The 21,478-nt window shown below is 61.7% G+C and carries 19 protein-coding genes; 12 read left to right on the plus strand and 7 right to left on the minus strand.

The window, feature by feature from the left end; all coding sequences use genetic code 11:
- Nucleotides 1-229: 229 nt before the first annotated feature.
- The gene (locus CH92_RS10665) at nucleotides 230-2,215 is read left to right on the plus strand and encodes a DEAD/DEAH box helicase (protein WP_025241766.1); all 1,986 of its coding nucleotides are present in this window, start codon (nucleotides 230-232) and stop codon (nucleotides 2,213-2,215) included.
- A 101-nt stretch (nucleotides 2,216-2,316) separates the two neighbouring features.
- Nucleotides 2,317-2,937 (plus strand): glutathione S-transferase family protein, encoded by a 621-nt coding sequence (locus CH92_RS10670; RefSeq protein WP_025241767.1) that lies wholly within the window; start codon nucleotides 2,317-2,319, stop codon nucleotides 2,935-2,937.
- 6 nt (nucleotides 2,938-2,943) lie between these two features.
- On the opposite strand, the gene CH92_RS10675 is transcribed toward CH92_RS10670, so the two are convergent.
- Complete coding sequence (locus CH92_RS10675) at nucleotides 2,944-3,828, minus strand: LysR substrate-binding domain-containing protein (protein ID WP_025241768.1); 885 nt, start codon at nucleotides 3,826-3,828, stop codon at nucleotides 2,944-2,946.
- 117 nt (nucleotides 3,829-3,945) lie between these two features.
- Here CH92_RS10675 and CH92_RS10680 point away from each other — a divergent pair, with 117 nt between their 5' ends.
- A complete protein-coding gene (locus CH92_RS10680) occupies nucleotides 3,946-4,581 on the plus strand; it encodes an FMN-dependent NADH-azoreductase (protein ID WP_025241769.1) in 636 nt (211 codons plus the stop codon).
- Complete coding sequence (locus tag CH92_RS10685; RefSeq protein ID WP_025241770.1) at nucleotides 4,581-4,892, plus strand: DMT family transporter; 312 nt, start codon at nucleotides 4,581-4,583, stop codon at nucleotides 4,890-4,892. Before CH92_RS10680 ends, CH92_RS10685 begins: the two co-directional genes overlap by 1 nt.
- Nucleotides 4,893-4,913: 21 nt before the next feature.
- On the opposite strand, the gene CH92_RS10690 is transcribed toward CH92_RS10685, so the two are convergent.
- The gene (locus CH92_RS10690) at nucleotides 4,914-5,621 is read right to left on the minus strand and encodes a FadR/GntR family transcriptional regulator (protein ID WP_025241771.1); all 708 of its coding nucleotides are present in this window, start codon (nucleotides 5,619-5,621) and stop codon (nucleotides 4,914-4,916) included.
- A 247-nt stretch (nucleotides 5,622-5,868) separates the two neighbouring features.
- Between CH92_RS10690 and CH92_RS10695 the strand changes: the two genes are divergently transcribed.
- Genes CH92_RS10695 through CH92_RS10710 form a run of 4 tightly spaced genes read left to right on the plus strand, consistent with a single transcriptional unit; the run spans nucleotide 5,869 to nucleotide 8,713 of the window.
- Complete coding sequence (locus tag CH92_RS10695; protein ID WP_025241772.1) at nucleotides 5,869-6,654, plus strand: transporter substrate-binding domain-containing protein; 786 nt, start codon at nucleotides 5,869-5,871, stop codon at nucleotides 6,652-6,654.
- A gap of 28 nt (nucleotides 6,655-6,682) precedes the next feature.
- Nucleotides 6,683-7,348 (plus strand): amino acid ABC transporter permease, encoded by a 666-nt coding sequence (locus CH92_RS10700; protein WP_025241773.1) that lies wholly within the window; start codon nucleotides 6,683-6,685, stop codon nucleotides 7,346-7,348.
- Complete coding sequence (locus CH92_RS10705; RefSeq protein ID WP_025241774.1) at nucleotides 7,345-7,995, plus strand: amino acid ABC transporter permease; 651 nt, start codon at nucleotides 7,345-7,347, stop codon at nucleotides 7,993-7,995. Before CH92_RS10700 ends, CH92_RS10705 begins: the two co-directional genes overlap by 4 nt.
- Nucleotides 7,982-8,713, plus strand: coding sequence for an amino acid ABC transporter ATP-binding protein (locus tag CH92_RS10710; RefSeq protein ID WP_025241775.1), 732 nt, complete (start codon nucleotides 7,982-7,984; stop codon nucleotides 8,711-8,713). The genes CH92_RS10705 and CH92_RS10710 overlap by 14 nt, the downstream gene beginning before the upstream one ends.
- A gap of 12 nt (nucleotides 8,714-8,725) precedes the next feature.
- Here the strand turns inward: CH92_RS10710 and CH92_RS10715 are convergent, their stop codons facing one another.
- The 3 genes from CH92_RS10715 to CH92_RS10725 all read right to left on the minus strand — a co-directional run bounded on the left by CH92_RS10715 (nucleotide 8,726) and on the right by CH92_RS10725 (nucleotide 12,032).
- Nucleotides 8,726-9,487 carry an SIR2 family NAD-dependent protein deacylase gene (locus CH92_RS10715; protein ID WP_025241776.1) on the minus strand — a complete coding sequence of 254 codons (762 nt, stop codon included), beginning with the start codon at nucleotides 9,485-9,487 and terminating at the stop codon, nucleotides 8,726-8,728.
- Nucleotides 9,488-9,618: 131 nt separating this feature from the next.
- Nucleotides 9,619-11,046 (minus strand): deoxyribodipyrimidine photo-lyase, encoded by a 1,428-nt coding sequence (phrB, locus tag CH92_RS10720; RefSeq protein WP_025241777.1) that lies wholly within the window; start codon nucleotides 11,044-11,046, stop codon nucleotides 9,619-9,621.
- A 23-nt stretch (nucleotides 11,047-11,069) separates the two neighbouring features.
- On the minus strand, nucleotides 11,070-12,032 hold the full coding sequence (locus tag CH92_RS10725) for a YbgA family protein (protein WP_025241778.1): 963 nt from the start codon (nucleotides 12,030-12,032) through the stop codon (nucleotides 11,070-11,072).
- A 300-nt stretch (nucleotides 12,033-12,332) separates the two neighbouring features.
- On the opposite strand from CH92_RS10725, the gene CH92_RS10730 reads away from it, so the two are divergent.
- Together CH92_RS10730 and hemH are read left to right on the plus strand one after the other, a co-directional pair.
- Nucleotides 12,333-13,244, plus strand: coding sequence for a TIGR01777 family oxidoreductase (locus CH92_RS10730; RefSeq protein WP_025241779.1), 912 nt, complete (start codon nucleotides 12,333-12,335; stop codon nucleotides 13,242-13,244).
- A gap of 60 nt (nucleotides 13,245-13,304) precedes the next feature.
- Nucleotides 13,305-14,330 carry a ferrochelatase gene (gene hemH, locus CH92_RS10735; RefSeq protein WP_025241780.1) on the plus strand — a complete coding sequence of 342 codons (1,026 nt, stop codon included), beginning with the start codon at nucleotides 13,305-13,307 and terminating at the stop codon, nucleotides 14,328-14,330.
- Nucleotides 14,331-14,400: 70 nt separating this feature from the next.
- Here the strand turns inward: hemH and CH92_RS10740 are convergent, their stop codons facing one another.
- Complete coding sequence (locus tag CH92_RS10740) at nucleotides 14,401-17,037, minus strand: EAL domain-containing protein (protein WP_025241781.1); 2,637 nt, start codon at nucleotides 17,035-17,037, stop codon at nucleotides 14,401-14,403.
- 162 nt (nucleotides 17,038-17,199) lie between these two features.
- On the minus strand, nucleotides 17,200-17,646 hold the full coding sequence (locus CH92_RS10745; RefSeq protein ID WP_025241782.1) for a PAS sensor domain-containing protein: 447 nt from the start codon (nucleotides 17,644-17,646) through the stop codon (nucleotides 17,200-17,202).
- A gap of 181 nt (nucleotides 17,647-17,827) precedes the next feature.
- Between CH92_RS10745 and CH92_RS10750 the strand changes: the two genes are divergently transcribed.
- Both CH92_RS10750 and pqqF read left to right on the plus strand, forming a co-directional pair.
- The gene (locus CH92_RS10750) at nucleotides 17,828-18,784 is read left to right on the plus strand and encodes a MerR family transcriptional regulator (protein ID WP_025241783.1); all 957 of its coding nucleotides are present in this window, start codon (nucleotides 17,828-17,830) and stop codon (nucleotides 18,782-18,784) included.
- Nucleotides 18,785-18,910: 126 nt separating this feature from the next.
- The gene (gene pqqF / locus CH92_RS10755) at nucleotides 18,911-21,445 is read left to right on the plus strand and encodes a pyrroloquinoline quinone biosynthesis protein PqqF (protein WP_025241784.1); all 2,535 of its coding nucleotides are present in this window, start codon (nucleotides 18,911-18,913) and stop codon (nucleotides 21,443-21,445) included.
- Nucleotides 21,446-21,478 lie beyond the last annotated feature (33 nt).

A 21,478-nucleotide genomic window follows, 5' to 3' on the forward strand; every position in this document is an offset into this window, starting at 1 on the left:
CTCGTGCTGGACGTTTGCGGCTGCGGCATGAGGCGCGTGGCACTCAATCGGCATCAGCTAAGACACGTGGTATTGCCACTGCGCAAATACGGTTCGCTTGCAGCAAGGCATGCCGAGCTTTGCAGGCGCGTGGGCCTCTCAGGCGCTGACCGTTCTTCGTTCTACGGTCAGTCGCCGGTGAAAAACCCTTACCATATCAACCATCTGTTGATGCCCCGGTTGGTTTTTCATGTTGTCTGCCGTCAAGCGCTACAAGCTTCTGCTGTCTGGAGCCCTGGCGCGTTGCTTCCCTCGTACATCAGCCTATTTGCAGTCAGAGGATGAGTTGGTGTTGCGGCGCTGGCCCAGCGCTACGCCCAACACCGTCAAGCGGACGGCCAAGCAAGCTGGCATCCCGTCGGGCAAGGTCAGTCGCACACCCAAGCAATCAGCCGGGACGAAGGCTGCCAAACCCCGGTCGACAACACCACGCAAGGCTCCCAGCGAAGGCATTTATGGACCGGCGAAGCTGGCGGTAGACGACCAGCAGGTCCAGGCAATGCGCTTGCGAGTCGGTCGTGCAGTCGATGCGGGTGTGATCTGTGCCCCTTCAGACGAACAATGGGCAATGATACTCAGCGACAGCCCTGTGACGCGGATCTTTGCCGGTGCCGGCTCAGGCAAGTCCACCACGCTGGTGCTGCGGGTGGTCTTCATGCTCTGCCATCTGGGCGTCGCGCCGGAGCGGCTGACGGTAATTTCCTTTACCAACGCCTCCTGTGCGCAACTGCGCGAGCAACTGATTCGGGTGCTGGGGTTCTGGAACTTCGATTTCGACCCGGCCAGCGCGCGCCAATGCGTGCGGACCTTCCATTCGGCGATGGCGGTATTGGCCAAGGACGTGCTGGGCAGGCCGGTCTGGTTCGAGCAATTGGACGAGAAGGGCGCGTCACCCATCGACCTGGACAATCCATTGACCTCCTCGCGCTTACGGCCTGCTCAGCAGCGCCTGCTGAAACAGGCCTACCAGAGCTGCTACGCCGAAGATCAGGATTTCCGCTTGCGCGTGCACGAGTTGCTGCAGTTGCCGCTGCCGGACGCCTCGAAGAACAAGCGCGTTCCCAAAGCGCCGCTAGACAGCTTCAAACTGGCTGGCGAGTTCACCCCGGTGCCGCTGTTCGAGGCCTTCTACGTGCAAGCCGGCTTCATCGAGAGCATTGGCATCCGGATCGAACAGATGCAACCGGAGCGGATGGATTGCTCTGGGGCTGAACGTGTTTTCATCGAAGCGCTAGGGCTGTTCTGGAAGCATTTCCAGGCGCTTCTGGACAGTCAAGGGTTGACGACCTTCAACGGAGCTTTTCAGACGTTGACCCAGCGCTTGGCGACATCCGATCGCAACCTGTCGTCCGCCGCGCTGGCACCGTTCAGCCATCTGCTGATCGATGAATTCCAGGACATCTCGCCGCAGATCGTACAGTGGCTGCAGGCGCTGCATCGTGCACTGGCGCGCCAGGGCGAAACCGTGAGTCTGATGGCCATCGGCGATGACTGGCAGTCGATCTATGGCTGGCGTGGCAGTTCGCCGGAACTGTTCATGGATTTCGACAAGTACTTTCCCGGTCGCGGCGCATCGAAGAAGAGCCGGGTGATGATGCTCGAGACCAACTATCGCTCGATCGAACCGGTCATTCGCGATGGCGAAGCGGTGCTGAGCGGCGTGGCATCCAAGCAGGCGAAGACCAGCCAGGCCGCCAAGGCGATACAGCCAGGGGACCATGGCGTGAAGCTGGTGACCCGCTTCGACGTGAAGGCGCAACTGCCGGATCTGATCCGTGAGATCAACGCCCAGTGTGAACACGTCGCCAAGCGCCCGAACGCGGACCGCAACGCGGTATTGGTGCTTAGCCGACGTAACGAGCCCTTGCGGGCCATCGAGGCGCTGCTGGACCGCAAGTTGCCGGTCAAGACATACACCATCCATCGCGCCAAGGGCCTGCAAGCCGAGGTCGCGATCATCGTCGATGATTGCCTGCCGGCAGAGCGTCATCCACTGCGCAATGCGCTGTATGCCTACTGCGGGTTCTTTCGTAACAGCTACGACCAAGCCATGGCCGACGAGGGGCTGCGCCTGGCCTACGTGGCGATCACCCGTGGCGTTAGCCGGGTGTTCTGGTACACGCACAAACCCCAGGGCGCAACCCGGCTGCTGGCCGGCCGAGCAAAGAGCCGGTAGCGATGATCGTTCAATAGCATCGCAACGCTAGCTGATGTCACCGGTTTACAGCTAGCGTGCAGGTTTTGGCGCGCAGCGCTGGCAGACGAGAGGGTAGATGAATGGTGAAGCTCTGGGGTCGGGTCAATTCAACCAACGTGAAAAAGGCGCTGTGGTGTCTGGAAGAACTCGGTGTGCCCTATACACGCGTCGACGCCGGTGGCGCGTTCGGTGTAGTGGGTGAGGCCGATTATGCTGCGATGAACCCGAATCGGCTGGTGCCTTGCCTGCAGGATGGCGAACTGGTGCTGTGGGAGTCCAACGCCATCGTCCGCTACCTCGCGGCGCAATATGGTCAAGAAGCGCTATGGAATGCCGACCCGCGCCGGCGTGCCGAAGCGGATAAATGGATGGACTGGGTGACCTCATCCTTGGCCGCAGCCTTCCGCCCGCTGTTCTGGAACATCGTGCGCACCGCTCCGGAACAACGCGACATGGCAGCGGTACAGGCGGCGCTGGCGGAATGCGGCAAGCTGCTGGCGATTGCCGATCAGACGCTCTCCGAGCAACCCTATCTGTCCGGTGCCTCACTCGGCATGGGCGACATTCCGTTGGGATGCTTCACCTATGCGTGGTTCGAGATGCCGATCGAGCGACCGGACCTGCCGCACCTGCGCAACTGGTATGAGCGCCTACAGCAGCGTCCGGCGTATCAGGCCGCGGTGGCGACGCCGCTGACCTGATCGGGCTCAACGACCGCAGGATTCGTTGGTCAACCAATCCAGGAAGGCCTTCACCGGCGGGTGGCGCTCGCGGCCGGGGACGCAGAGCGCCGTGTAGGACGCGCCGGGCACGGTAATGTCACCGCGGTAGGGCTGTAACAGCCCCATTGCCAGACTTTGTGATACCAGCACGTTGCTCGCCAGCACCAAGCCCTGTCCGGCAATGGCAGCTTGCAGGGCGTAGTGCTCCTCGTCATATTCACGCAGCTCGGCGGTGTCCATCCATGGCTCGCCCGCAGCCTCGCACCAGGCTTTCCAGCTGCGATCGTAGAGCTGTGAATTGCGCCAGCGCACGGTAATCAGGGTCAGCCGCTCGGGGTCGAGCGAGGCCAGCAAACCCGGTGCGCCATAGACGCCGAAACACTCGTCGAGCAGGCATTGGCTGTGCAAGCTAGGGCGATCGTTATAGCCATAGCGGATCACCAGATCGATGCTGGCATCCTGATTCAGATCGAGCAATTCGGTGCTGGTCTCGACACGCACCTTGATGCCGGGATGAGCCTGATAGAAGTGGCCGAGCCGCGGGATCAACCAGAGCGCGGCGAAGGCCGGCGTCGTGGACAGCGTCAGGCTGCCGGTACTGGGCTGGGGACGCAGATGGTCGACCGTCTGCACGACCTCCAGCAGCGCCCCGTGCAGACTGCGAAACAGCCGCTCACCGCAATCGGTCAACCGCACGCCGCGGGCCATTCGCTGAAACAACGGCACGCCCAGCCAGCCTTCGAGCAGCTTGATCTGATGGGAAACGGCAGTGGGTGTTACCGCGAGCTCCTCGGCGGCCGCCTTGAAGCTCTTCAGCCGCGCCGCCGATTCGAAGGTGCGCAATGCGGTAAGTGGCAGATTCGCAAACATATCGATGCTCAGCTGAATTGAATTCATCTCGCAAGAGTATTGCTCATTTGTCGCTCACGACGACAGCCAATAACTTGGCTTCTGCAGCCGCACCGGCGCGGCGTACGGAGGTCATTGATGAAAAAAATTCTAGCTGTACAAGGTAGTCCGCGAGGCGATCGCTCACATTCACGGCGCTTGCTCGATCACTTCATCGAGGCGCTGACAGCCGAGCAGCATGGCGCCGAAATTACTCGTCGGGAGGTGGGCCGCGTTACATTGCCCGCGGTAACCGAGGGCTGGGTTGCATCCGCCTTTCACGATCCGCATACCCGTTCCGCGACGATGCAGGCGGACCTCGCTCTCAGCGATGAACTGGTCGATGAGCTGCTCGCCACGGATCGCCTGGTCATCGCCGCACCCATGTACAACTTCGGTGTTCCCAGCGGGGTGAAGGCCTGGATCGACCAGATCGTGCGCATCGGCCGGACCTTCGACTTCACCCCGGAGGATCCGGCGAGCCAGTACAAATCGCGGGTCCTGGGTAAGCGCGGATTGATCATTACCACCCGAGGTGATCGCGGCTACGGTCCGGACGGTGTGAACGCGCACCTCAACCATGCCGACACCCATCTGCGCGATGTGCTGGGGCTGATCGGCATTACCGACGTCGAAGTGGTTGCGGTGGAGAATGATGAATTCGGTGGGATGGCATTCGAAGATTCCTACCGGGCTGCGCAGCGACGTCTGGCTCAATTGGCGATGGACTTCTGATGGCCAGCGGCTGGGCATTCCTCCTGCTGGCAGCGGGCTTCGAGGTGCTGTTCGCGATGTCGATGAAGTATGCCGAGGGTTTCACTCGGCTGCTTCCCAGTGGCTTGGTGGTCGTCGGCGCTAGCGCGGGGATTTATTTCCTGACCTTGGCGTTGCGCGATCTGCCGGTCAGCATCGCCTATCCCATCTGGACCGGTATCGGCACGCTCGGCACGGTGTTGCTGGGCGCCTTGCTACTGGGCGAGGCGCTGACACCGCTGAAGCTCGTGTCGGTCGCGCTGATCGTGGCGGGCATCGCCGGACTCAAGTAGGGCAGCGATTGCTGACTGCATTCACGCGGCCGGTCCGGCAAAGCTGATGCCGGTGCGCGAGGCGGCCGCTCGTATGTGAGCCTGCATCGCTTTCTGTGCGGTGGCCGGTGCGTGGCGCGACAGGGCGCGGAGAATCCTGCGATGTTCCTGCCAGGTTTCCATGGCCCGTTCGGGGCGGATGAAAGGCAGCTTCTGGCTTTCCAGGTAGATGTCGGAGCGACTGGTCAGGATATCGAGAATTGCCTGGTTGCCGGCGGCACGGAGAATCAGCCGATGAAAATCGAAATCCAGCGCCGCTGCAGGTTCGAATGCTTGAGCGAGCAATTCCAGACGCATTGCTCCGACGTTATCGCTCAAAGCGTCCAGTTCGTCGCTGCTCAGCACCAGAGCGGCGAGACTCGCTGCGAAACCCTCCAGAGCGAAGCGCAGCTGGAAGGTATCCGCTGCTGAAACCTGTGTTGCAAACGGCCATCCCACAGCCGGTTCAGTATTGGCCTCACGGCCTGGCTGCTCCTGAATGAACACGCCTTTGCCCGGCTGGATGCGCACCAGCCCAAGCGCACTGAGCGAAGAAAGCGCTTCACGCAGCGAGGCGCGACTGACGCCGAAGCGCACGGCCAACTCACGCTGCGACGGCAGGGCATCCCCAGGTTGATAGGCATCGTCTTCGATCAGCCGGCGGATCGAGGCAAACGCATACTCGGGGACTGCTCGGTTGATGGATTGCATGGGCAAGGCTCTATTCAAGGACGGATATTCAATGGTTGGCGTCAGCTGCTTGTTTGTACCGTCATACCGCACCGCAATAAGGCGACACCGCGCCGCAACGGGGCGAAACACCAGTAAGTCGGGCCTTAACTGTTCAGACCAGTCGTACCAGCTGGGGCGCGCCCCCCCCGCTGGCAAGGGCGTCGCTGCTCCGCTGGCATGACGCGTGCAAAGCCGATGCCGTCTTCCATACCATCGGAGCTCCATCATGCTCAACGCGACCCGCTCATTGATCACCGCCCTGTGCCTGGGCATCACGCTGGCAAGCGCCGCGGCCGCTGCGGACGGCCTGGAGGACATCACCCAGCGCGGTGTGCTGAAGGTGGCAGTGCCGCAGGATTTCCCGCCGTTCGGTTCGGTAGGCCCCGACCTGCAGCCGCGCGGCCTGGATATTGATACCGCGCAGCTGCTGGCAGACAAGCTGAACGTCAAGCTCGAGCTGACCGCGCTCAATAGCACCAACCGGATCCCATTTCTCACGACCGGCAAAGTCGATCTGGTGGTGTCGAGCCTCGGCAAGAATGCCGAGCGTGAGCAGGTGATCGATTTCTCCAATGCCTATGCGCCGTTCTACCTGGGTGTGTTCGGACCGGAGGAGACCGAAGTGGCGAGCATCGGCGACCTGGATGGCAAGACGATCAGCGTCACCCGTGGCTCGGTCGAAGACATCGAGCTGAGCGACGCTGCACCGAAGGGTGCGACCCTCAAACGCTTCGAAGACAACAATTCGACCATCGCAGCCTACCTCTCCGGGCAGGTCGACCTGATTGCCAGCGGCAACGTGGTCATGGCAGCGATCGCCGAGCGCAATCCCAAGCGACTTCCGGTAATGAAGCTCAACCTCAAGAACTCGCCCACCTATGTCGGCATGAACAAGAACGAGCCGGCCTTGCTGGCGAAGGTCAACGCCATCATCGCGACCGCCAAACAGGACGGTAGCCTGAGCGCGATCAGCGAGAAATGGCTGAAGCAACCCCTTCCGTCCGACCTGTAAGGACACTTACCGGAGCGGGAGATCGACCATGGCTTATCAGCTGGAATTCGGACCGGTCCTGGTGAACGCCGACGTGCTGCTACAGGGCGCATTGTTCACCCTGGGCCTGACCGCCATTGGCACCTTGCTGGGCGTGGGACTGGGGATCGTTGGGGCGCTGGTGAGCGGCTGGCAGATCCGGCCGTTCAACTATCTGTTCGGGCTCTACGTCGAGCTGATCCGCAACACTCCCTTCATCGTCCAGCTGTTCTTCATCTTTTTCGGATTGCCGGCGTTGGGGTTTCGTCTCAATGAATGGGAAGCCGCGGTGCTGGCGATGGTGATCAATCTGGGCGCGTATTCCACCGAGATTATCCGGGCCGGAATCCAGGCGATTCCCTACGGGCAAATCGAAGCGGCATCAGCGCTGGCGCTGACCCGCATGGAGACCTTCCGCCATGTGGTGCTGCGCCCAGCACTGGCCAAGGTCTGGCCGGCGCTGTCGAGCCAGATCATCATCGTCATGCTCGGATCGGCGGTTTGTTCGCAGATTTCCACCGAAGAGCTGACCTTCGCCGCCAACTTCATCCAGTCGCGCAACTTCCGCGCCTTCGAAACCTATCTGGTGACCACCTTGCTGTATCTGGCGATGGCGATCCTGATCAGGCAATTGCTTGGGTGGATCGGCCGGCGTTACATCGTGGGGGCGCGCTGATGGAATTCACTTTCTGGGATATCGCGAGAAATCTGTTGGTCGGCCTGCAGTGGACGTTGGTGCTGTCCTTGGTCGCGTTCGTCTGTGGCGGCGTGGTCGGGCTGCTGGTGATGCTGGCGCGGATCGCACCGGTCCGCTGGCTGCGCATCCTGGCCTACGGCTACATCGAGCTGTTTCAGGGCACACCCCTGTTGATGCAGCTGTTCATCGTGTTCTTTGGCGTCGCATTGCTGGGCGTGGAGGTGTCCGCCTGGCTCGCTGCGGCGGTGGCGCTGACGTTGTTCACCAGTGCCTTTCTCGCGGAAATCTGGCGTGGCTGCGTCGAGTCGGTCTCCCGCGGGCAATGGGAAGCCTCCGAATGCCTGGCCATGACCCGGCTGGAGACGCTGCGCTACGTCGTGTTGCCTCAGGCATTGAAGATCGCGGTAGCGCCCACCGTGGGGTTTTCGGTGCAGGTGGTGAAGGGCACGGCGGTCACCTCGATCATCGGTTTTACCGAGCTCACCAAGACCGGCAGCATGCTCGCCAACGCCACCTTCGAGCCGTTCATGGTTTACGGCCTGGTCGCGCTGGGTTACTTCGCACTCTGCTATCCGCTGTCACTCGCGGCGTATCGCCTGGAAAGGAGGCTGAATGTCACTGCTTAACGTATCGGCGCTGCACAAGTATTACGGCGAGAACCATGTGCTCAAGGGCGTCGATCTGCGGGTCGAGGAGGGCGAAGTGATCGCCATCATCGGGCGCAGCGGCTCGGGCAAGAGCACCTTGCTGCGTACGCTGAACGGCTTGGAGACGATCAATGACGGTGTCATCGAGGTTGACGGCGAATACCTGGATGCTGCCCGCGCTGACTTGCGCAGGCTGCGGCAGAAAGTCGGCATGGTGTTCCAGCAGTTCAACCTCTTTCCGCACCTGACGGCGGGGGAGAACGTGATGCTGGCCGTCAAGGTCGTGAAGAAGATGCCCCACGCCGATGCTGAGCGTTTGGCGCGGCAAATGCTGGACAAAGTCGGGCTGGCGGAGAAGTTCGATGCCTATCCCGAACGCTTGTCCGGTGGTCAGCAACAACGCGTAGCGATCGCACGAGCGCTGGCCATGTCACCAACGGTGCTGCTCTGCGATGAAATCACCTCGGCGCTAGACCCGGAATTGGTCAACGAGGTGCTGGCAGTGGTGAAGCGGCTGGCGAGCGAAGGCATGACGCTGGTGATGGTGACTCATGAGATGCGCTTTGCCCGTGAGGTGGGCAGCAAGCTGGTGTTCATGCACCACGGCAAGGTGCATGAGGTGGGCGATCCGCGCGAGCTGTTCGCCAATCCGCAAACAGCCGAGCTGCAGCAGTTTATCGGCTCGGTCAGCCTTTAACGGCGCCGCCGATCAGCGATTCCCGAACGCCTGCGCGACCAGTGCTGGCAGCTGTTCGCCCGCTGGGCCAGCCAAGGTGTATTCCCGTTCGCGGTGTTGGGTATGGGGCAGGGGATTGACGTGGACGATGACCGCCCCGGCACGCCAGGCAAGCCCAGGGATTTCTGCGGCGGGATAAACCATGCCGGAGGTGCCGACCGAAATCAGCAGGTCGCACGTCTCGGCGGCCTCGAAGGCGGCGTTCAAGGCGCCAGCAGGAAGGCATTCGCCAAACCAGACGACGCCGGGACGCAACAGCCCATTGCAATTGTCGCAGCTTGGCGGTTGCAGCCGACGGCCGCCTTCCGGCTCGTCGGGCATGCTCAGCGGCTGTTTCGGGGGCTCGCCACATTTGAAACAGCGCGGCTGATGCAAACTGCCGTGAAGATGAACCACCTCTGCGCTACCGGCACGCTCATGCAGATCGTCGACGTTCTGTGACACCAGGGTGAGACGCGGTACCTGTCGGGCTAATTCGGCGACGGCCAGGTGGGCCGAATTCGGCTGCGCTTGCAGGACCTTCATGCGGCGCCATTCGTACCAGCCCCAGACCAGCATGGGGTCCGCTTGGAAAGCTTCGGGTGTAGCCAGCGAAGCGGCATCGAAACGCGCCCATAGACCAGTCAGCGAATCGCGGAAGGTCGGAATGCCACTCTCTGCCGAGACGCCAGCACCGGTAAATACCACCACGTGGCGGGCTTGGCGCAGTGCCTCGATCAGCGGGGCAGGGATAATGGGCTCGGCTCCTGTCGAATATTCATGGTGAAGCTCTTCGCTTCTCAAGGCGCTATCAAAGCACCGCGTCGCGGCGATTCCAATCGGTGCGACAAACCAGCATTCGCTTCAGCTCGGCGAGAACGGATAAATCACAGTCGCTCGCCCAGATTCCTGAAGGCGGACAGGGCGCGCTCACGGCTCGCTGCCAGATCAACGATCGGCAGCGGATACCCGGAAGCGCCGAAGAGCCCGCTGACAGCACGCGGATCATGAATGTCTCGGTTGCTCAGGTGAGCCAGCTCCGGCAGCCATCGGCGCAGATAGTGGCCTTGCGGATCGAATTTGGCCGATTGGCTGAGCGGGTTGAACAGGCGGAAGTAGGGCACAGAATCGGTGCCGGTCGAGGCGCTCCACTGCCAGCCGCCATTATTCGCGGCAAGGTCGCCGTCGATCAGGTGCCGCATGAACCAGCGCTCGCCTTCGCGCCAGTCGATCAGCAGATTCTTGCTCAGAAACATGGCGACGACCATGCGTAATCGATTGTGCATCCAGCCGGTCGCCAACAGCTGACGCATGGCCGCGTCGATGATCGGAAAGCCGGTGCGGCCTTGTTGCCAGGCCACCAGCTCGTCAGGTGCGTGGCGCCAGGGCAGGGCCTCGGTTTGGCTACGGAAGGCCCGACCCATCGACACCCGCGGATAGCCCTGGAGGATGTGTTTGTAAAACTCCCGCCAGAGCAGTTCGTTGATCCAGGTGACGACGCCCGGATTACCGCTGTCCAGTTCGCCCTGGTTCATTGCCAACGCGGCGTGCAGGCACTGCCGCGGCGAAATGACTCCTGCGGCCAGATACGCCGACAGCTGACTGGTGCCGGGTTCGGCGGGAAAGTCGCGACGCTCCTGATACTCGGCCAGGCCATGCTCGGCAAACCAAACTAAGCGCTTGTGTGCCGCCTCTTCACCTGCAGGCCAGTATCCACGTAGCGCGTCGCCAGGCGAGGCGAAAGCCTCCACGGTCGTCGGCACCGGATTGCTTGGAACGGGCATCCATGACTGCGAAGCGGGTACTGGCAGGCAGCGCGGCAGCGAATGACTCAGCCGCGAATAGCACACCTTGCGGAACTGGCTGAAGACCTTGAAGCAATCACCCGCCAGGGTTTTCACGCTGCCTGGCGCAAAGAGCAACTGATCCAGGTGCCGCTGAAGTCTCGTAGGGGTATGGCGAAGTGCTTCGGAGGTGGCATCGTCACGGCGTTGCTCATTCACCCCGCACTCATCGTTGATATGCACGGTGTCGATCTTGTACTGATGACACAGGTCGACCATCAGCGCAGGCACCGCCTGCCACTGTTCCACACGGCGGACTAACAACGGTACGTTCAGCGCGGCGAGGCGCGCCGAGAGCACGCTCAGGTTGCGCAACCAAAAGTCGATCTTGCACGCGGCGTCGTCATGGGCGAGCCATTGCGCGGGCGTGATCAAGTAAAGAGCGATGGTCGGGCCGGCGTTCATAGCGGCGGCCAGAGCGGTATTGTCGGCAACGCGCAGATCGCTGCGCAGCCAAAGCAGTTGAGTCATTTCAGATTGGGTTTCCAGTCGCGTCAGATTGCGTTACGCAGGCTGAGATTCTCGGGGTGCGGCTGCAGATACGCCTGATTGGCAACGTAGCGATCCGGATGCCGGCGGAAGTGATGTTTGAGCAGCGTCAGCGGCACCACCAGCGGCACGACGCCCTCGCGATATTGGGCGATCAGGTGTTGCAGCTCCCGTTTGTCTTCGCTGCCGATGTCGTGCTTGAGGTAGCCGCTCAGGTGTTGCAGCACGTTGCTGTGGTTGCCGCGCGATGCGGTTTTTCTCAACGCCGCCATCAATTGGCGGAAGTAGCGCGGAGTGAATTCGTCCAACGGCGTGTTGCCGATGGTCGCGACCATCCGGCCGAGCGCCTTGTATTGCAATGGATCGGTCGCCATCAGCTGGTATTTGTAACGCGAGTGAAAATCGACCACGGCCTTGCGTGTCAGTCCCGCACTCAGCAGGCGCTGCCATTCGGCATGTGCGAAGACCCGAGTCAGGAAATTTTCTCGCAGCACCGGATCGTTGAGCCTGCCGTCTTCCTCCACAGGCAGATCCGGCAGCGCCTGCATCAGCGCGTGGGCAAACAGACCGGAACCGCCGCCATCGATCGGATGGCCATTGGCCTGATAGACCTTCACGCGTTCCATGCCGCAGGAAGGTGATTTCTGCATCAGGATATAGCCGCTGAGATCATCCAGTTCGGCCGCGATGTGCTTGCCATAAGCGGTCAGCGCGTCGCTGACGTCCAGCTCAGGGTGCACGGTGCCGACGGCGCGGGGGCTGGCTGGGTCGCCGACCAACCGAATGGGCTCGCGCGGTGTACCTAGACCGATGGCCACTTCGGGGCAGATCGGCACGAACTCGAAATGACGAGCCAGCGTTTCGCTGCACAACCGCGACTCTTTGTGACCACCATTGAAACGCACCGGGCTGCCAAGCAGGCAGGCACTGATACCGATTTTGATGAGAGGGCGTGACGAAGTAAGCATCGGACTGGCCTCAACCATTTATTGTACAAACACATATGTATGTACAATTTTCGTCATTCTAGGTTCGCCTTTGTACAAGTCAATCGTCTCAATCACCTCACACGAATGATCATGCGTACTCATGCAGGATTCATGTCGAGGCTCATGTGGCGCCGAGGCGAACGTTATCACTGCGGCGCACCCCAGGGGCGGCGGAAAGCTATGCATCTTAACCCTGCCTGTACAAGGCTATGATCAACACATGCCCGTCCAGCCTCCGTGGCAGGGCCGGTCCTTCCCTGAACCAAGGAGGTCGCCATCATGAATATATTGCTGACCGGCGGGACCGGCCTGATTGGGCGAAAGCTCTGCCAGTACTGGCTGGCAGAGAGACATAACCTTTGGGTTTGGAGCCGGACGCCCGAGCGAGTGGCCCATCTCTGTGGCGAAGGGGTGACGGGCGTCAGTCAACTGCAGGAGATCGATCAGGTGCCGCTGGATGCCGTCATCAATCTGGCCGGTGCACCGATCGCGGATCGGCCTTGGACTCGCTCGCGACGCCTGCTGCTTTGGAACAGCCGGATCAGCCTCACCGAGCAGCTGATCGAATGGCTGTCCGGGCAATTGAAGCAGCCGCAGGTGTTGATATCCGGTTCGGCAGTGGGTTGGTACGGCGACGGCGGCGAACGCGAGCTTAGCGAAGATGATGGCCCGGCCGGCAACGATTTCGCTAGCCAGCTGTGCGGAGCCTGGGAAGAAAGCGCCATGCGTGCGAAGCGCCTCGGCATTCGCGTCGTCCTGGTGCGTACCGGTCTGGTGCTGGCTCGAGAAGGCGGGTTCCTGCAGCGCCTGATGCCGCTGTTTCGCTTGGGACTGGGTGGCCGTCAGGGCAGCGGTCGGCAATGGATGTCATGGATTCACATAGATGATGAAATCGCCTTGATAGATTTTCTGTTGCGGCAGCCGGCCGCTCACGGCCCCTACAATGCCTGCTCGCCGCAACAGGTGCGCAACGCCGAATTCGCCAAGGCGCTGGGGCGCAGCCTGGGACGCCCAGCGGTATTACCGGTTCCCGCGCTGGCCTTGCGAAGCATGCTGGGCGAGTTGTCCGGGTTGATCCTTGGTGGGCAGAAGGCGATCCCGGCGCGGTTGCAGGCGGCAGGGTTTCATTTTCGCTTCGTCGAGCTGGATGCGGCATTGGCGGACCTGCGCAAGCCGCAGTCAGCTGTGTGAAAATGCGTCGCCCGCGGATGGGTGGCGGCGTGATTCTTTAATCAGTAGTCAGGAATATGCATGACTGAGCAGGCGTTGTTATTGGTCAACCTGGGTTCACCGGCTTCTACCGAGGTCGCGGATGTGCGCCGCTATCTCAATCAATTTCTGATGGATCCTTACGTGGTCGACCTGCCATGGCCCATCCGCCGCTTGTTGGTCTCGCTGATTCTGGTCAAACGCCCGGCGCAGTCCGCTCATGCCTACGCATCGATCTGGTGGCCAGAAGGGTCGCCACTGGTCGTGCTCAGTCAGCGCCTGACCGATGCGGTACGCCCGTACTGGACGGAAGGCCCAGTGGAACTGGCAATGCGCTACGGCGACCCATCGATCGAGAACAAGCTGGTCAAGCTTGCGAAGCAGGGCATCAAACAGGTGACGTTCGCGCCGCTGTATCCGCAGTTCGCCGATAGCACCACGACTACCGCCATTGACGAGGCGCAGCGGGTGATCCGCGAGAAGCGCCTCGAGATCAAGCTGTCGATCCTGCAGCCGTTCTACGACCAGCCCGAATATCTCGACGCGCTGGTCGACAGCGTCAAGCCGCACTTGGCGCAGGAATTCGATCACCTACTGTTGAGCTTTCACGGCTTGCCCGAACGTCACCTGCACAAGACCGATCCGACGGGCTCGCATTGCCTGAAAACCGCAGACTGCTGCCAGCGAGCCGAAGGCGCTGTACTCGCGACTTGCTACCGCGCCCAATGTCTGCAGAGTGGCGCGGCATTCGCCACGCGCGCCGGGCTGCGCCCGGAACAGTGGTCGGTGTCGTTCCAGTCACGGCTAGGCCGAGCCAAATGGATCGAGCCCTATACCGAAGCACACTTGGAGGAACTCGCGGCCAAGGGCGTGAAAAAGCTGCTGGTGATGTGCCCGGCATTCGTTGCGGACTGCATCGAAACACTGGAGGAAATCGGCGACCGCGGCCGCGAGCAGTTCATTGCCGCAGGGGGGGAAGAGCTGCAGCTGGTTCCCTGCCTGAATACGCACGAAAGCTGGGTACAGGCATTGGTCGCGCTCTGCCGGAGGGCTCCGCAGGCCTTGTAGGCGTGCAACGGCCCGCTGTTTGGCTCGGCCCGGCACGTGCGAGTGACGGTCTGGCTACGAACGCCTGCAATCACGCCACGACTTCAAGCACCAGCGCTTCGAATTCGGCCAGCGGGACCGGGCGGCTGAACAGGTAGCCCTGGAATCGCTCGCAACCGTTGGCAATCAGCAGCGAGCGTTGCGCCTCGGTCTCGACGCCTTCAGCGATGACTTCCAGATTGAGCCCCGCGGCGAGCGCGCAGGTGGCACGCACGATCGTCTGGCTGCTGGTGTTCTCCGCCAACTGCCGGACAAACGACTGGTCGATCTTCAACTGATCGAGCGGCAACCGTTGCAGGTAGGCCATGGACGAATAACCGGTGCCGAAATCGTCGATGGAGAAACGGATGCCATGCTGTTTCAGTATGTTCATCCGCACGACAGCTTCTTCCATGTCGTCCAGCAGCAATGATTCGGTGATTTCGAGCTTGAGTAATTTCGGATCGGCACCGGTGCGTTTCAGCAGCTCAAGCAAGCGATGAGCGAAGTCGGTCTGATACAGCAGGCTCGCGCTGAGGTTGACCGCCAGCGTCAGTTCGCCCCGGCGCGGCTGTTGGGCCCATGCGGCAAGCTGCTCGCAAGCCTGCGTCAACACGATGAAATCCAGCATTTCGATCAGCCCGGCGCGTTCGGCCGGTCCGATGAAATGGCAGGGAGCAAGCAGGCCGCGTTGCGGATGCTGCCATCGAACCAGCACTTCGGCCCCGACGATCCCCCGATGCCGCTCGATCTGGGCTTGAAAATGAATCACGAACTCGCCGGTCTCGAGCCCGCGACGAATTTCTTCTTCCAGACGTAAGCGTTCCTGCACCGCCTGTTGCATGCGCGGGTCGAAGAAGCGCAACGCGTTCCTTCCCGCTTGTTTGGCTTCGTACAGGGACATGTCGGCGCGCTTCATCAGCTCATCGGCGTCACCTTCGTCGGCGTTGAGCAGCACCACACCAATACTGGCGCTGCTGTGCAGCAGCAGCGACTCCAGCCGGTAAGGCTCGCTAAGCGCCGAGAGCAGTTTCTCGCCGATCTGCTCGGCCTGGGCGGCCGCATATTCCGCCCGCACGTCCAGGTCCTCGAGCATGACCACGAATTCGTCGCCGCCGAGGCGAGCAATGGTGTCGATGGCGCGGACCTCGGTGCCCAGTCGCTCGGCGACCTGGCAAAGCAGCTGGTCGCCGGCCTGATGGCCGTGCAGATCATTGACGTTCTTGAAGTTGTCGAGGTCGATGAACATCAGCGCGCCGTACTGCTGGCTGCGCGCGGTCGCCGCTAGCGCCTGTTTGAGACGGTCAAGCAACAGACGGCGGTTGGGCAATCCGCTCAGAGGATCGTAAAAGGCGAGATGATGAATGCGCTCTTCCGCTTCCTTGCGCTCGGTGATATCGGTGAAGGCCGCTACGTAGTGCGTCACCTTGCCATGCGCGTCGAGCACCGTAGTGATCGACAGCCATTCCGGGTATACCTCACCGCTCTTGCGCCGGTTCCAGATTTCGCCTTGCCAGGCGCCGGTCTGCTCGATGCTGCGCCACATGGCCTGGTAGAAGTCGGGCGTGTGGCGTCCGGATGCGAGCAGGCGGGTGTCTTGGCCGATGGCCTCCGCTGCGCTGTAACCACTGATATCGCTAAATGCCTGGTTCACTCGGAGAATACGATTTTCCGCGTCGGCGATGATCATGCCTTGCTGGCTTTCGAATGCGATTGAGGCGATGCGGCGTTCCTGCTCGGCATTGGCACGCTCGCTGATATCTCGGCTCAGACAGACCACTGCCGGCTTGTACGGTTGCGCCAATACCAGGCGTTGCGCCCGTACTTCGAAGACATTCAGCCCGCTCGCGGTCTGGACGGAATATTCGAGAAGGCCGGGCGAATCGCTGGCGAGGGTACTGAGGATCAATTCGCGAAAAGGCTGTGCCTGCGATGCTGGAAGCACGTCGTCTATTGTCTTGCCGACCAATGCTGGGTCAGTGCCATGAAACGGGACGGCGTCGTTGGCGATCACTTCGAGATAGCGACCATCCTCATCGAGCACCATCAGCGTGTCGGGGATAGCCAGGGTAATAGCCCGCAAGCGAGCTTCGCTGAGGTGCATCGCGTGTTCGATCTGGGCGCGATTGAGCAGATCGGCCAGCAACAGGCCGAGCAGCACTACCGCAGTCGGCATTACCAGCAACATCGGAAACGCGACCTGATCCAAGGTGGGCGTCACGAACGGTGCTGGCAACAGCAGCAGGGTGGCGAGGACGCAGGCATGAAGCAACAGGCCAAACAGGAGCAGTGACCGGAGATCGATTGCCAATTGTCCGCGGTGATGGAGATATCGATAGACGAGCCCGAGACTGATCGGCAACAGGACGTTGAGCAACCCGACCCAGACACCCGAGCCGCCGATCCACAGTCGGTAGCCGCCCGCCAACGCGCCGGCAATCCCAGCGACGATTGGGCCGCCGAACAGCGCACCCATGCTTAGCACGACGGTGCGCGCATCGAAGATGATTCCCGCCGGTGTGGAAAGCGGCATCAGCATGCCGACGATGCAGGCGCCCCCGAACCACAGGCCCGCCATGTACTTTGCACATAGGTGATGGCTCTGCCCCCACCGGCGCGCGGTATAGGACAACAGCCAGCAGAGCGCGAGAATCACCGTTGCGTTTTCGGCTAAAGCGTAGAGGGTCAAAGATGCGGATCCGAATGCAGCCGCCGTTCAGCTTGGCGGTGGTTAATGGCATATGACGATTGTTCGCAGGAGCCGATCTGACGCACCGGCCTCGCACCAAAGCGTATCGGCGACAGGTTGGCAGGCTGAAGGCCAACAGGATAGAAGGGCGACCGGAGGTGTTTAGCGTTTCAGTGCGGCAAGCTGGTTCTTGAGTTGCTGTACTTCGGTTTCCAGCTCAAGGACCCGCTGCTTGGCCTCGACCTCGAGGCTGACGTCCTTTTGAATGCCGATGAAATAGGTGAGTTGGTCAGCCTCGTTGAATACCGGCGTGATCGAAAGCTCGTTCCAGAACGCACTGCCATCCTTGCGGTAATTGCGGATGATCTGGCGGCAGGGCAGGTTGTTCCTGATCGCCTCGCGAATCGTTGCGACGCCGGGTTGGTCACGGTCGTTTGCCTGCAGGAAGCGGCAATCCTGATAAAGAATATTGTCCACGGCGTAACCGGTCAGGCGTTCGAAGGCAGGGTTGGCATAGATGAGGATAGTGTCTTCGCCTTCCTGCTCGGCAACCACGATCCCGTCGTTGGAGGCGTCGATTACCCGTTGCAGCAGCTTGGCATTGATCATCTCGGAGCCCTTGTTCATGGTCGCGGCATTCTAGAACAACTTCGGACGAGGCGGCATAGCCTGGCGCGTTGCAGAGGTCCCGGCCGGTACTCGAGCGAGCCGAACTGCGCATTTCTGCATGGTTTTTACGACTTAACCCTGGGCTACAATGCGCCGACCATCTGCATGAGCTGCCCGCGTCATGACCGAACCTGCCCACGTATCCACGCTGCTCACCTCTGAAGCGCTTCGGCAGGAGGAGCTGTACCCGATTCGGGAGGTTTCGCGTCTGACTGGCGTCAATCCGGTCACCCTGCGCGCATGGGAGCGACGCTATGGCCTGATCCAACCCACTCGTACCGAAAGCGGCCATCGGCTTTATTCCCTGGCCGATATCGAATCCATTCGCAGCATTCGGTCTTGGACTGATCGTGGCGTCGCGGTCAGCAAGGTGGGCAGTATTCTTTCCCGCCGTGCGGCGACCAGAGCCGCCTTACCCGTGGAGCAGCACCACGCGCCGATAGGTGAATGGACCGAATGGATGACGCAGGTGCAGCTTGCCGTGAGTAGCTTCGATGGGGCCCGGCTGGATCAGATTTACGGACAAATCTTTTCCCTCTATCCGCAAGCGGTGGTCTTTCAGGACATCATGCTGCCTGTGTGGCAACAGCTGCTGCTGCGCCAGGGCGACTATGGCCAGACCAGCGAATGGTTATTTCTCGACGCCTTCCTCCGCGCCCGTGTACTGCAGCGGCTGCAGCTTGCCAGCAGTCAGGCGGAGGGTCGGGTTTTGCTGGCCGCAATGCCGGGGCCGTGCCGAGAACTCGAGCTGTTGATCACCGGCCTGTTGCTGTCCAGCGACACCGTGGCGATCAGTGTGCTGGGGCTCGGCCAGCCCCTCGATGAGCTTCCGCTGGTTTGCGAAAAGGCTCGCCCGCGTGCGTTGGTGCTCTATTCCAATGCCCCACCGAGCGCGGTGTTACTGCGCCAAATGGCCAAGCTCTCGCTGGGGCTCGATTGTCCGCTGGCGATGGTCGGTGAGGGGACGATATTTGCAGAAGAAGGCCTTGGAGGATCACCGATTGCCTACCTCGGCACTTCGGACAAGCTGATGCAGCGCCGCCTGCTGCAGCTTCTTGACGAGCATCTGGACACCTGACACCTGCCTGCACGGCCATTCATCCGGCCTTGCCGAACCGCGCATAGGGTTCGATGCATAGCATCATTGTGTCGGCCGCGACTCGGCGCGATGCTAAGCGACCTTTAGCCGGAACACGATGCCGCCATGCTCCAGTCTTCCGATCCGACCCAGCGTCCGCCGCAAGTGACCCTGAACAAGGGACTGCGGGTACGGCTGTTAGCGCTGTCGCAAGGCACGCAAGCCGCCGCCCTGGTGCGGATTCATGCCGGTTCTCATGACGCTCCGGCGGCCTATCCAGGGCTGGCCCATTTCCTCGAACATCTGCTCTTTCTCGGCAGCCGCGACTATGACGCGGCGCAAAGCCTGATGCCTTTCGTTCAGGGTTGCGGCGGCCAATTGAACGCCTCGACTCGCGAACGACATACCGACTTCTTCTTCCAGCTTCCAGCCAGCCAGCTCGAAGCAGCTTTGTGGCGTCTTCTGGACATGCTGGCGCATCCACTGCTCGATCCCACCGCACAGGTGGGTGAGCGAGAGGTGTTGCATGCCGAATACCGCGCCCGCGCGCAGGACATCGAAACGCTCTGCGATGCCGCATTGAGCACGGCTTTCGAACCTGCTCACCCGTTCAGTGGCTTTCACGCCGGCAACCGGGACACGCTACCGGTGGAAGATGCGCAATTTCAGCAGGCGCTACGCGATTTTCATCAGCGCTTCTACCAGAGCGGACAGATCGAGCTGCTGTTGGCTGGGCCGCAGAGCGCTGCCGAGCTGCAGCGGCTCGCTGCCTTGGCGGACGACGCGCTCGCAGCTGGCGACACCGTTACTCGCGCCGTACCGTCTTTGCGGTGCAATCGTGATGTCTGGCTTCGGTTACAGCTCGGCAGCGCTCAGCCACGGCTGAACCTTCTGTTCGCCTTCGCCGATATGCCGGAGCATGGCGTGACGTCACTGGACCATCTTGCTAGTTGGATAACGTCCGAGGCACCTGATGGACTGGTCCAGCGGCTGCGCACAGCAGGCCTGTGCCAATCGCTGAAGTTGCGCGTGCCTTATTGGCATGCAGGGCAAGGCGCGGTGGTAGTCGAGCTGTTGCTGACCGATCGTGGCTTGGCCGAGCGAGCCCGGATTGTCGGGGCGGTGCTCGACTGGCTGCGTTTCTTCTCGGGCGAGGCGCGCTGGCAACCCTGTCGCGAAGAATATCGGTGCATCCGTCAGCGAAGCCTGCAAAGTGCCGAGCCGCTGGCCAGGCTGCGCCATTGGGTGGACCCGCTGGCCTGGGGCAACGACAGCGACGAAGCCGCAATCCGCGAGGCGCTGGGCACACTGTTGACGCAGATGATCGACGACGGCCCGCTGGTGTTAACCGCTGACACCGCCGCCTGCGAACCCATCGAAATCGGCGGCTTTCCGCTGCGCCTGGCGCTTGAGTCGCCGCATCCAACAGTCTTGCACTCGTGGGGCTGGCAACAGCCGGTGCCCAATCCGTGGCTGCAACCCTGTGCGCCGCTGCGCGCGATGAGCCCGGTGATACCAGCGCTGCGCTGCCTTGGGCTGGAAGACGCAAGTAGCCGAGGGGCGCTGTTCCTGCATTGGCGGTTCGCTGCCGGTCAACCCTGGTCGGGGCTCTGGCACACGCTTTCGCACGCCTTGAGTTCCAGTACTTGGGCCGCCCGGCAGGCCGGCGTGACGTTGCGTTTCGAGGAGCTCGGGGACGGTTGGTGCCTGTCGCTCGTAGGCTTCGCCGAGGCGATTCCAACGATTCTCGGCGACATATCGCAGCTGCTGCTCGAGCCGCCAGCCGAATCCTTCCCCTTGGGTGACCAGCTTGCCGAGCGTGAGGCGGCGCTCGGTGACGGTGAGATGCTGATTCGTCAATTGCTCAGACGGTTGCCTCGGCTACTCGCGAGCGCGACGCACAACAAGGATTACGTCGCTGCGCCGGCTGAGCCGTCAGCCTTGCATCGGCACTGGCAGTTAGCGCAATGGCACGGCCTGGCGATAGGCTTTGCGCCAGCCTTGAGCGGCTCGCTCGCGGGCGCGATCACGACACTGCCGGGGACCCCCACGACATCGCCCGGCGCGGTGGTCGGCAAGTCGACAGGCAAGCGTTGGCACGCCATTGGCGGCGGGGCGCCTATGGCCGAAACGGCCTTTCTGCTGTTTTGCCCGCTACCGGAACGCACTGCTGCATGCGAAGCGGCCTGGCGGGTTCTGGCGCGGCTGCTCGAGGGGGATTTCTTTCGCTGTCTGCGCAGCGAGTTGCAGTTGGGCTATGCGGTCTTTAGTCGCTTCTGCCAGCTCGGTGGCCATGCCGGCATGCTCTTCGCGGTGCAGTCGCCCTCGGCATCGGCCGAAGCGATTCTTGACCATATTGAGACCTTCCTCCTGAACTTCGCCATGAAGCTGGCGAACGAGCCCGCGGAGATTGTCGAGCATGCCGCCCGCGCAGCGAGCGACAGGCATGTCGCTGGCCCAGGCGAACTGCACGCCCGTGCCGAACAGGCCTGGCAGAGCCTCTTGGCGGGGCATGATGTCGCGCACCCCATGCAGGTTGCCGCCGCCATGAGCAGTCTGCAACGCGACGATCTGACCGCTGCCCTGGATACCCTGCGTGCCGCGACCGGGGGCTGGGTAGCGTTCGCCAACGCGTCCGCGCCGGACCTGCACTGGTCTTGATTCCGCATCACGGGGCGACATCCTCGAACGATT

Source organism: Stutzerimonas stutzeri, from assembly GCF_000590475.1.
GTDB classification, from domain to species: Bacteria; Pseudomonadota; Gammaproteobacteria; order Pseudomonadales; family Pseudomonadaceae; genus Stutzerimonas; species Stutzerimonas stutzeri_D.

Bases quoted from the DNA above. Each gene is read 5' to 3' on its own strand.
- CH92_RS10690 (WP_025241771.1), bottom strand. From the start codon at position 5,621: ATGCAATCCATCAACCGAGCAGTCCCCGAGTATGCGTTTGCCTCGATC.
- phrB (WP_025241777.1), bottom strand. From the start codon at position 11,046: ATGACTCAACTGCTTTGGCTGCGCAGCGATCTGCGCGTTGCCGACAAT.
- CH92_RS10670 (WP_025241767.1), top strand. From the start codon at position 2,317: ATGGTGAAGCTCTGGGGTCGGGTCAATTCAACCAACGTGAAAAAGGCG.
- pqqF (WP_025241784.1), top strand. From the start codon at position 18,911: ATGCTCCAGTCTTCCGATCCGACCCAGCGTCCGCCGCAAGTGACCCTG.
- CH92_RS10665 (WP_025241766.1), top strand. From the start codon at position 230: ATGTTGTCTGCCGTCAAGCGCTACAAGCTTCTGCTGTCTGGAGCCCTG.
- CH92_RS10725 (WP_025241778.1), bottom strand. From the start codon at position 12,032: ATGCTTACTTCGTCACGCCCTCTCATCAAAATCGGTATCAGTGCCTGC.
- CH92_RS10680 (WP_025241769.1), top strand. From the start codon at position 3,946: ATGAAAAAAATTCTAGCTGTACAAGGTAGTCCGCGAGGCGATCGCTCA.
- CH92_RS10700 (WP_025241773.1), top strand. From the start codon at position 6,683: ATGGCTTATCAGCTGGAATTCGGACCGGTCCTGGTGAACGCCGACGTG.
- CH92_RS10710 (WP_025241775.1), top strand. From the start codon at position 7,982: ATGTCACTGCTTAACGTATCGGCGCTGCACAAGTATTACGGCGAGAAC.
- CH92_RS10750 (WP_025241783.1), top strand. From the start codon at position 17,828: ATGACCGAACCTGCCCACGTATCCACGCTGCTCACCTCTGAAGCGCTT.
- CH92_RS10745 (WP_025241782.1), bottom strand. From the start codon at position 17,646: ATGATCAATGCCAAGCTGCTGCAACGGGTAATCGACGCCTCCAACGAC.
- CH92_RS10730 (WP_025241779.1), top strand. From the start codon at position 12,333: ATGAATATATTGCTGACCGGCGGGACCGGCCTGATTGGGCGAAAGCTC.
- hemH (WP_025241780.1), top strand. From the start codon at position 13,305: ATGACTGAGCAGGCGTTGTTATTGGTCAACCTGGGTTCACCGGCTTCT.
- CH92_RS10695 (WP_025241772.1), top strand. From the start codon at position 5,869: ATGCTCAACGCGACCCGCTCATTGATCACCGCCCTGTGCCTGGGCATC.
- CH92_RS10685 (WP_025241770.1), top strand. From the start codon at position 4,581: ATGGCCAGCGGCTGGGCATTCCTCCTGCTGGCAGCGGGCTTCGAGGTG.
- CH92_RS10675 (WP_025241768.1), bottom strand. From the start codon at position 3,828: ATGTTTGCGAATCTGCCACTTACCGCATTGCGCACCTTCGAATCGGCG.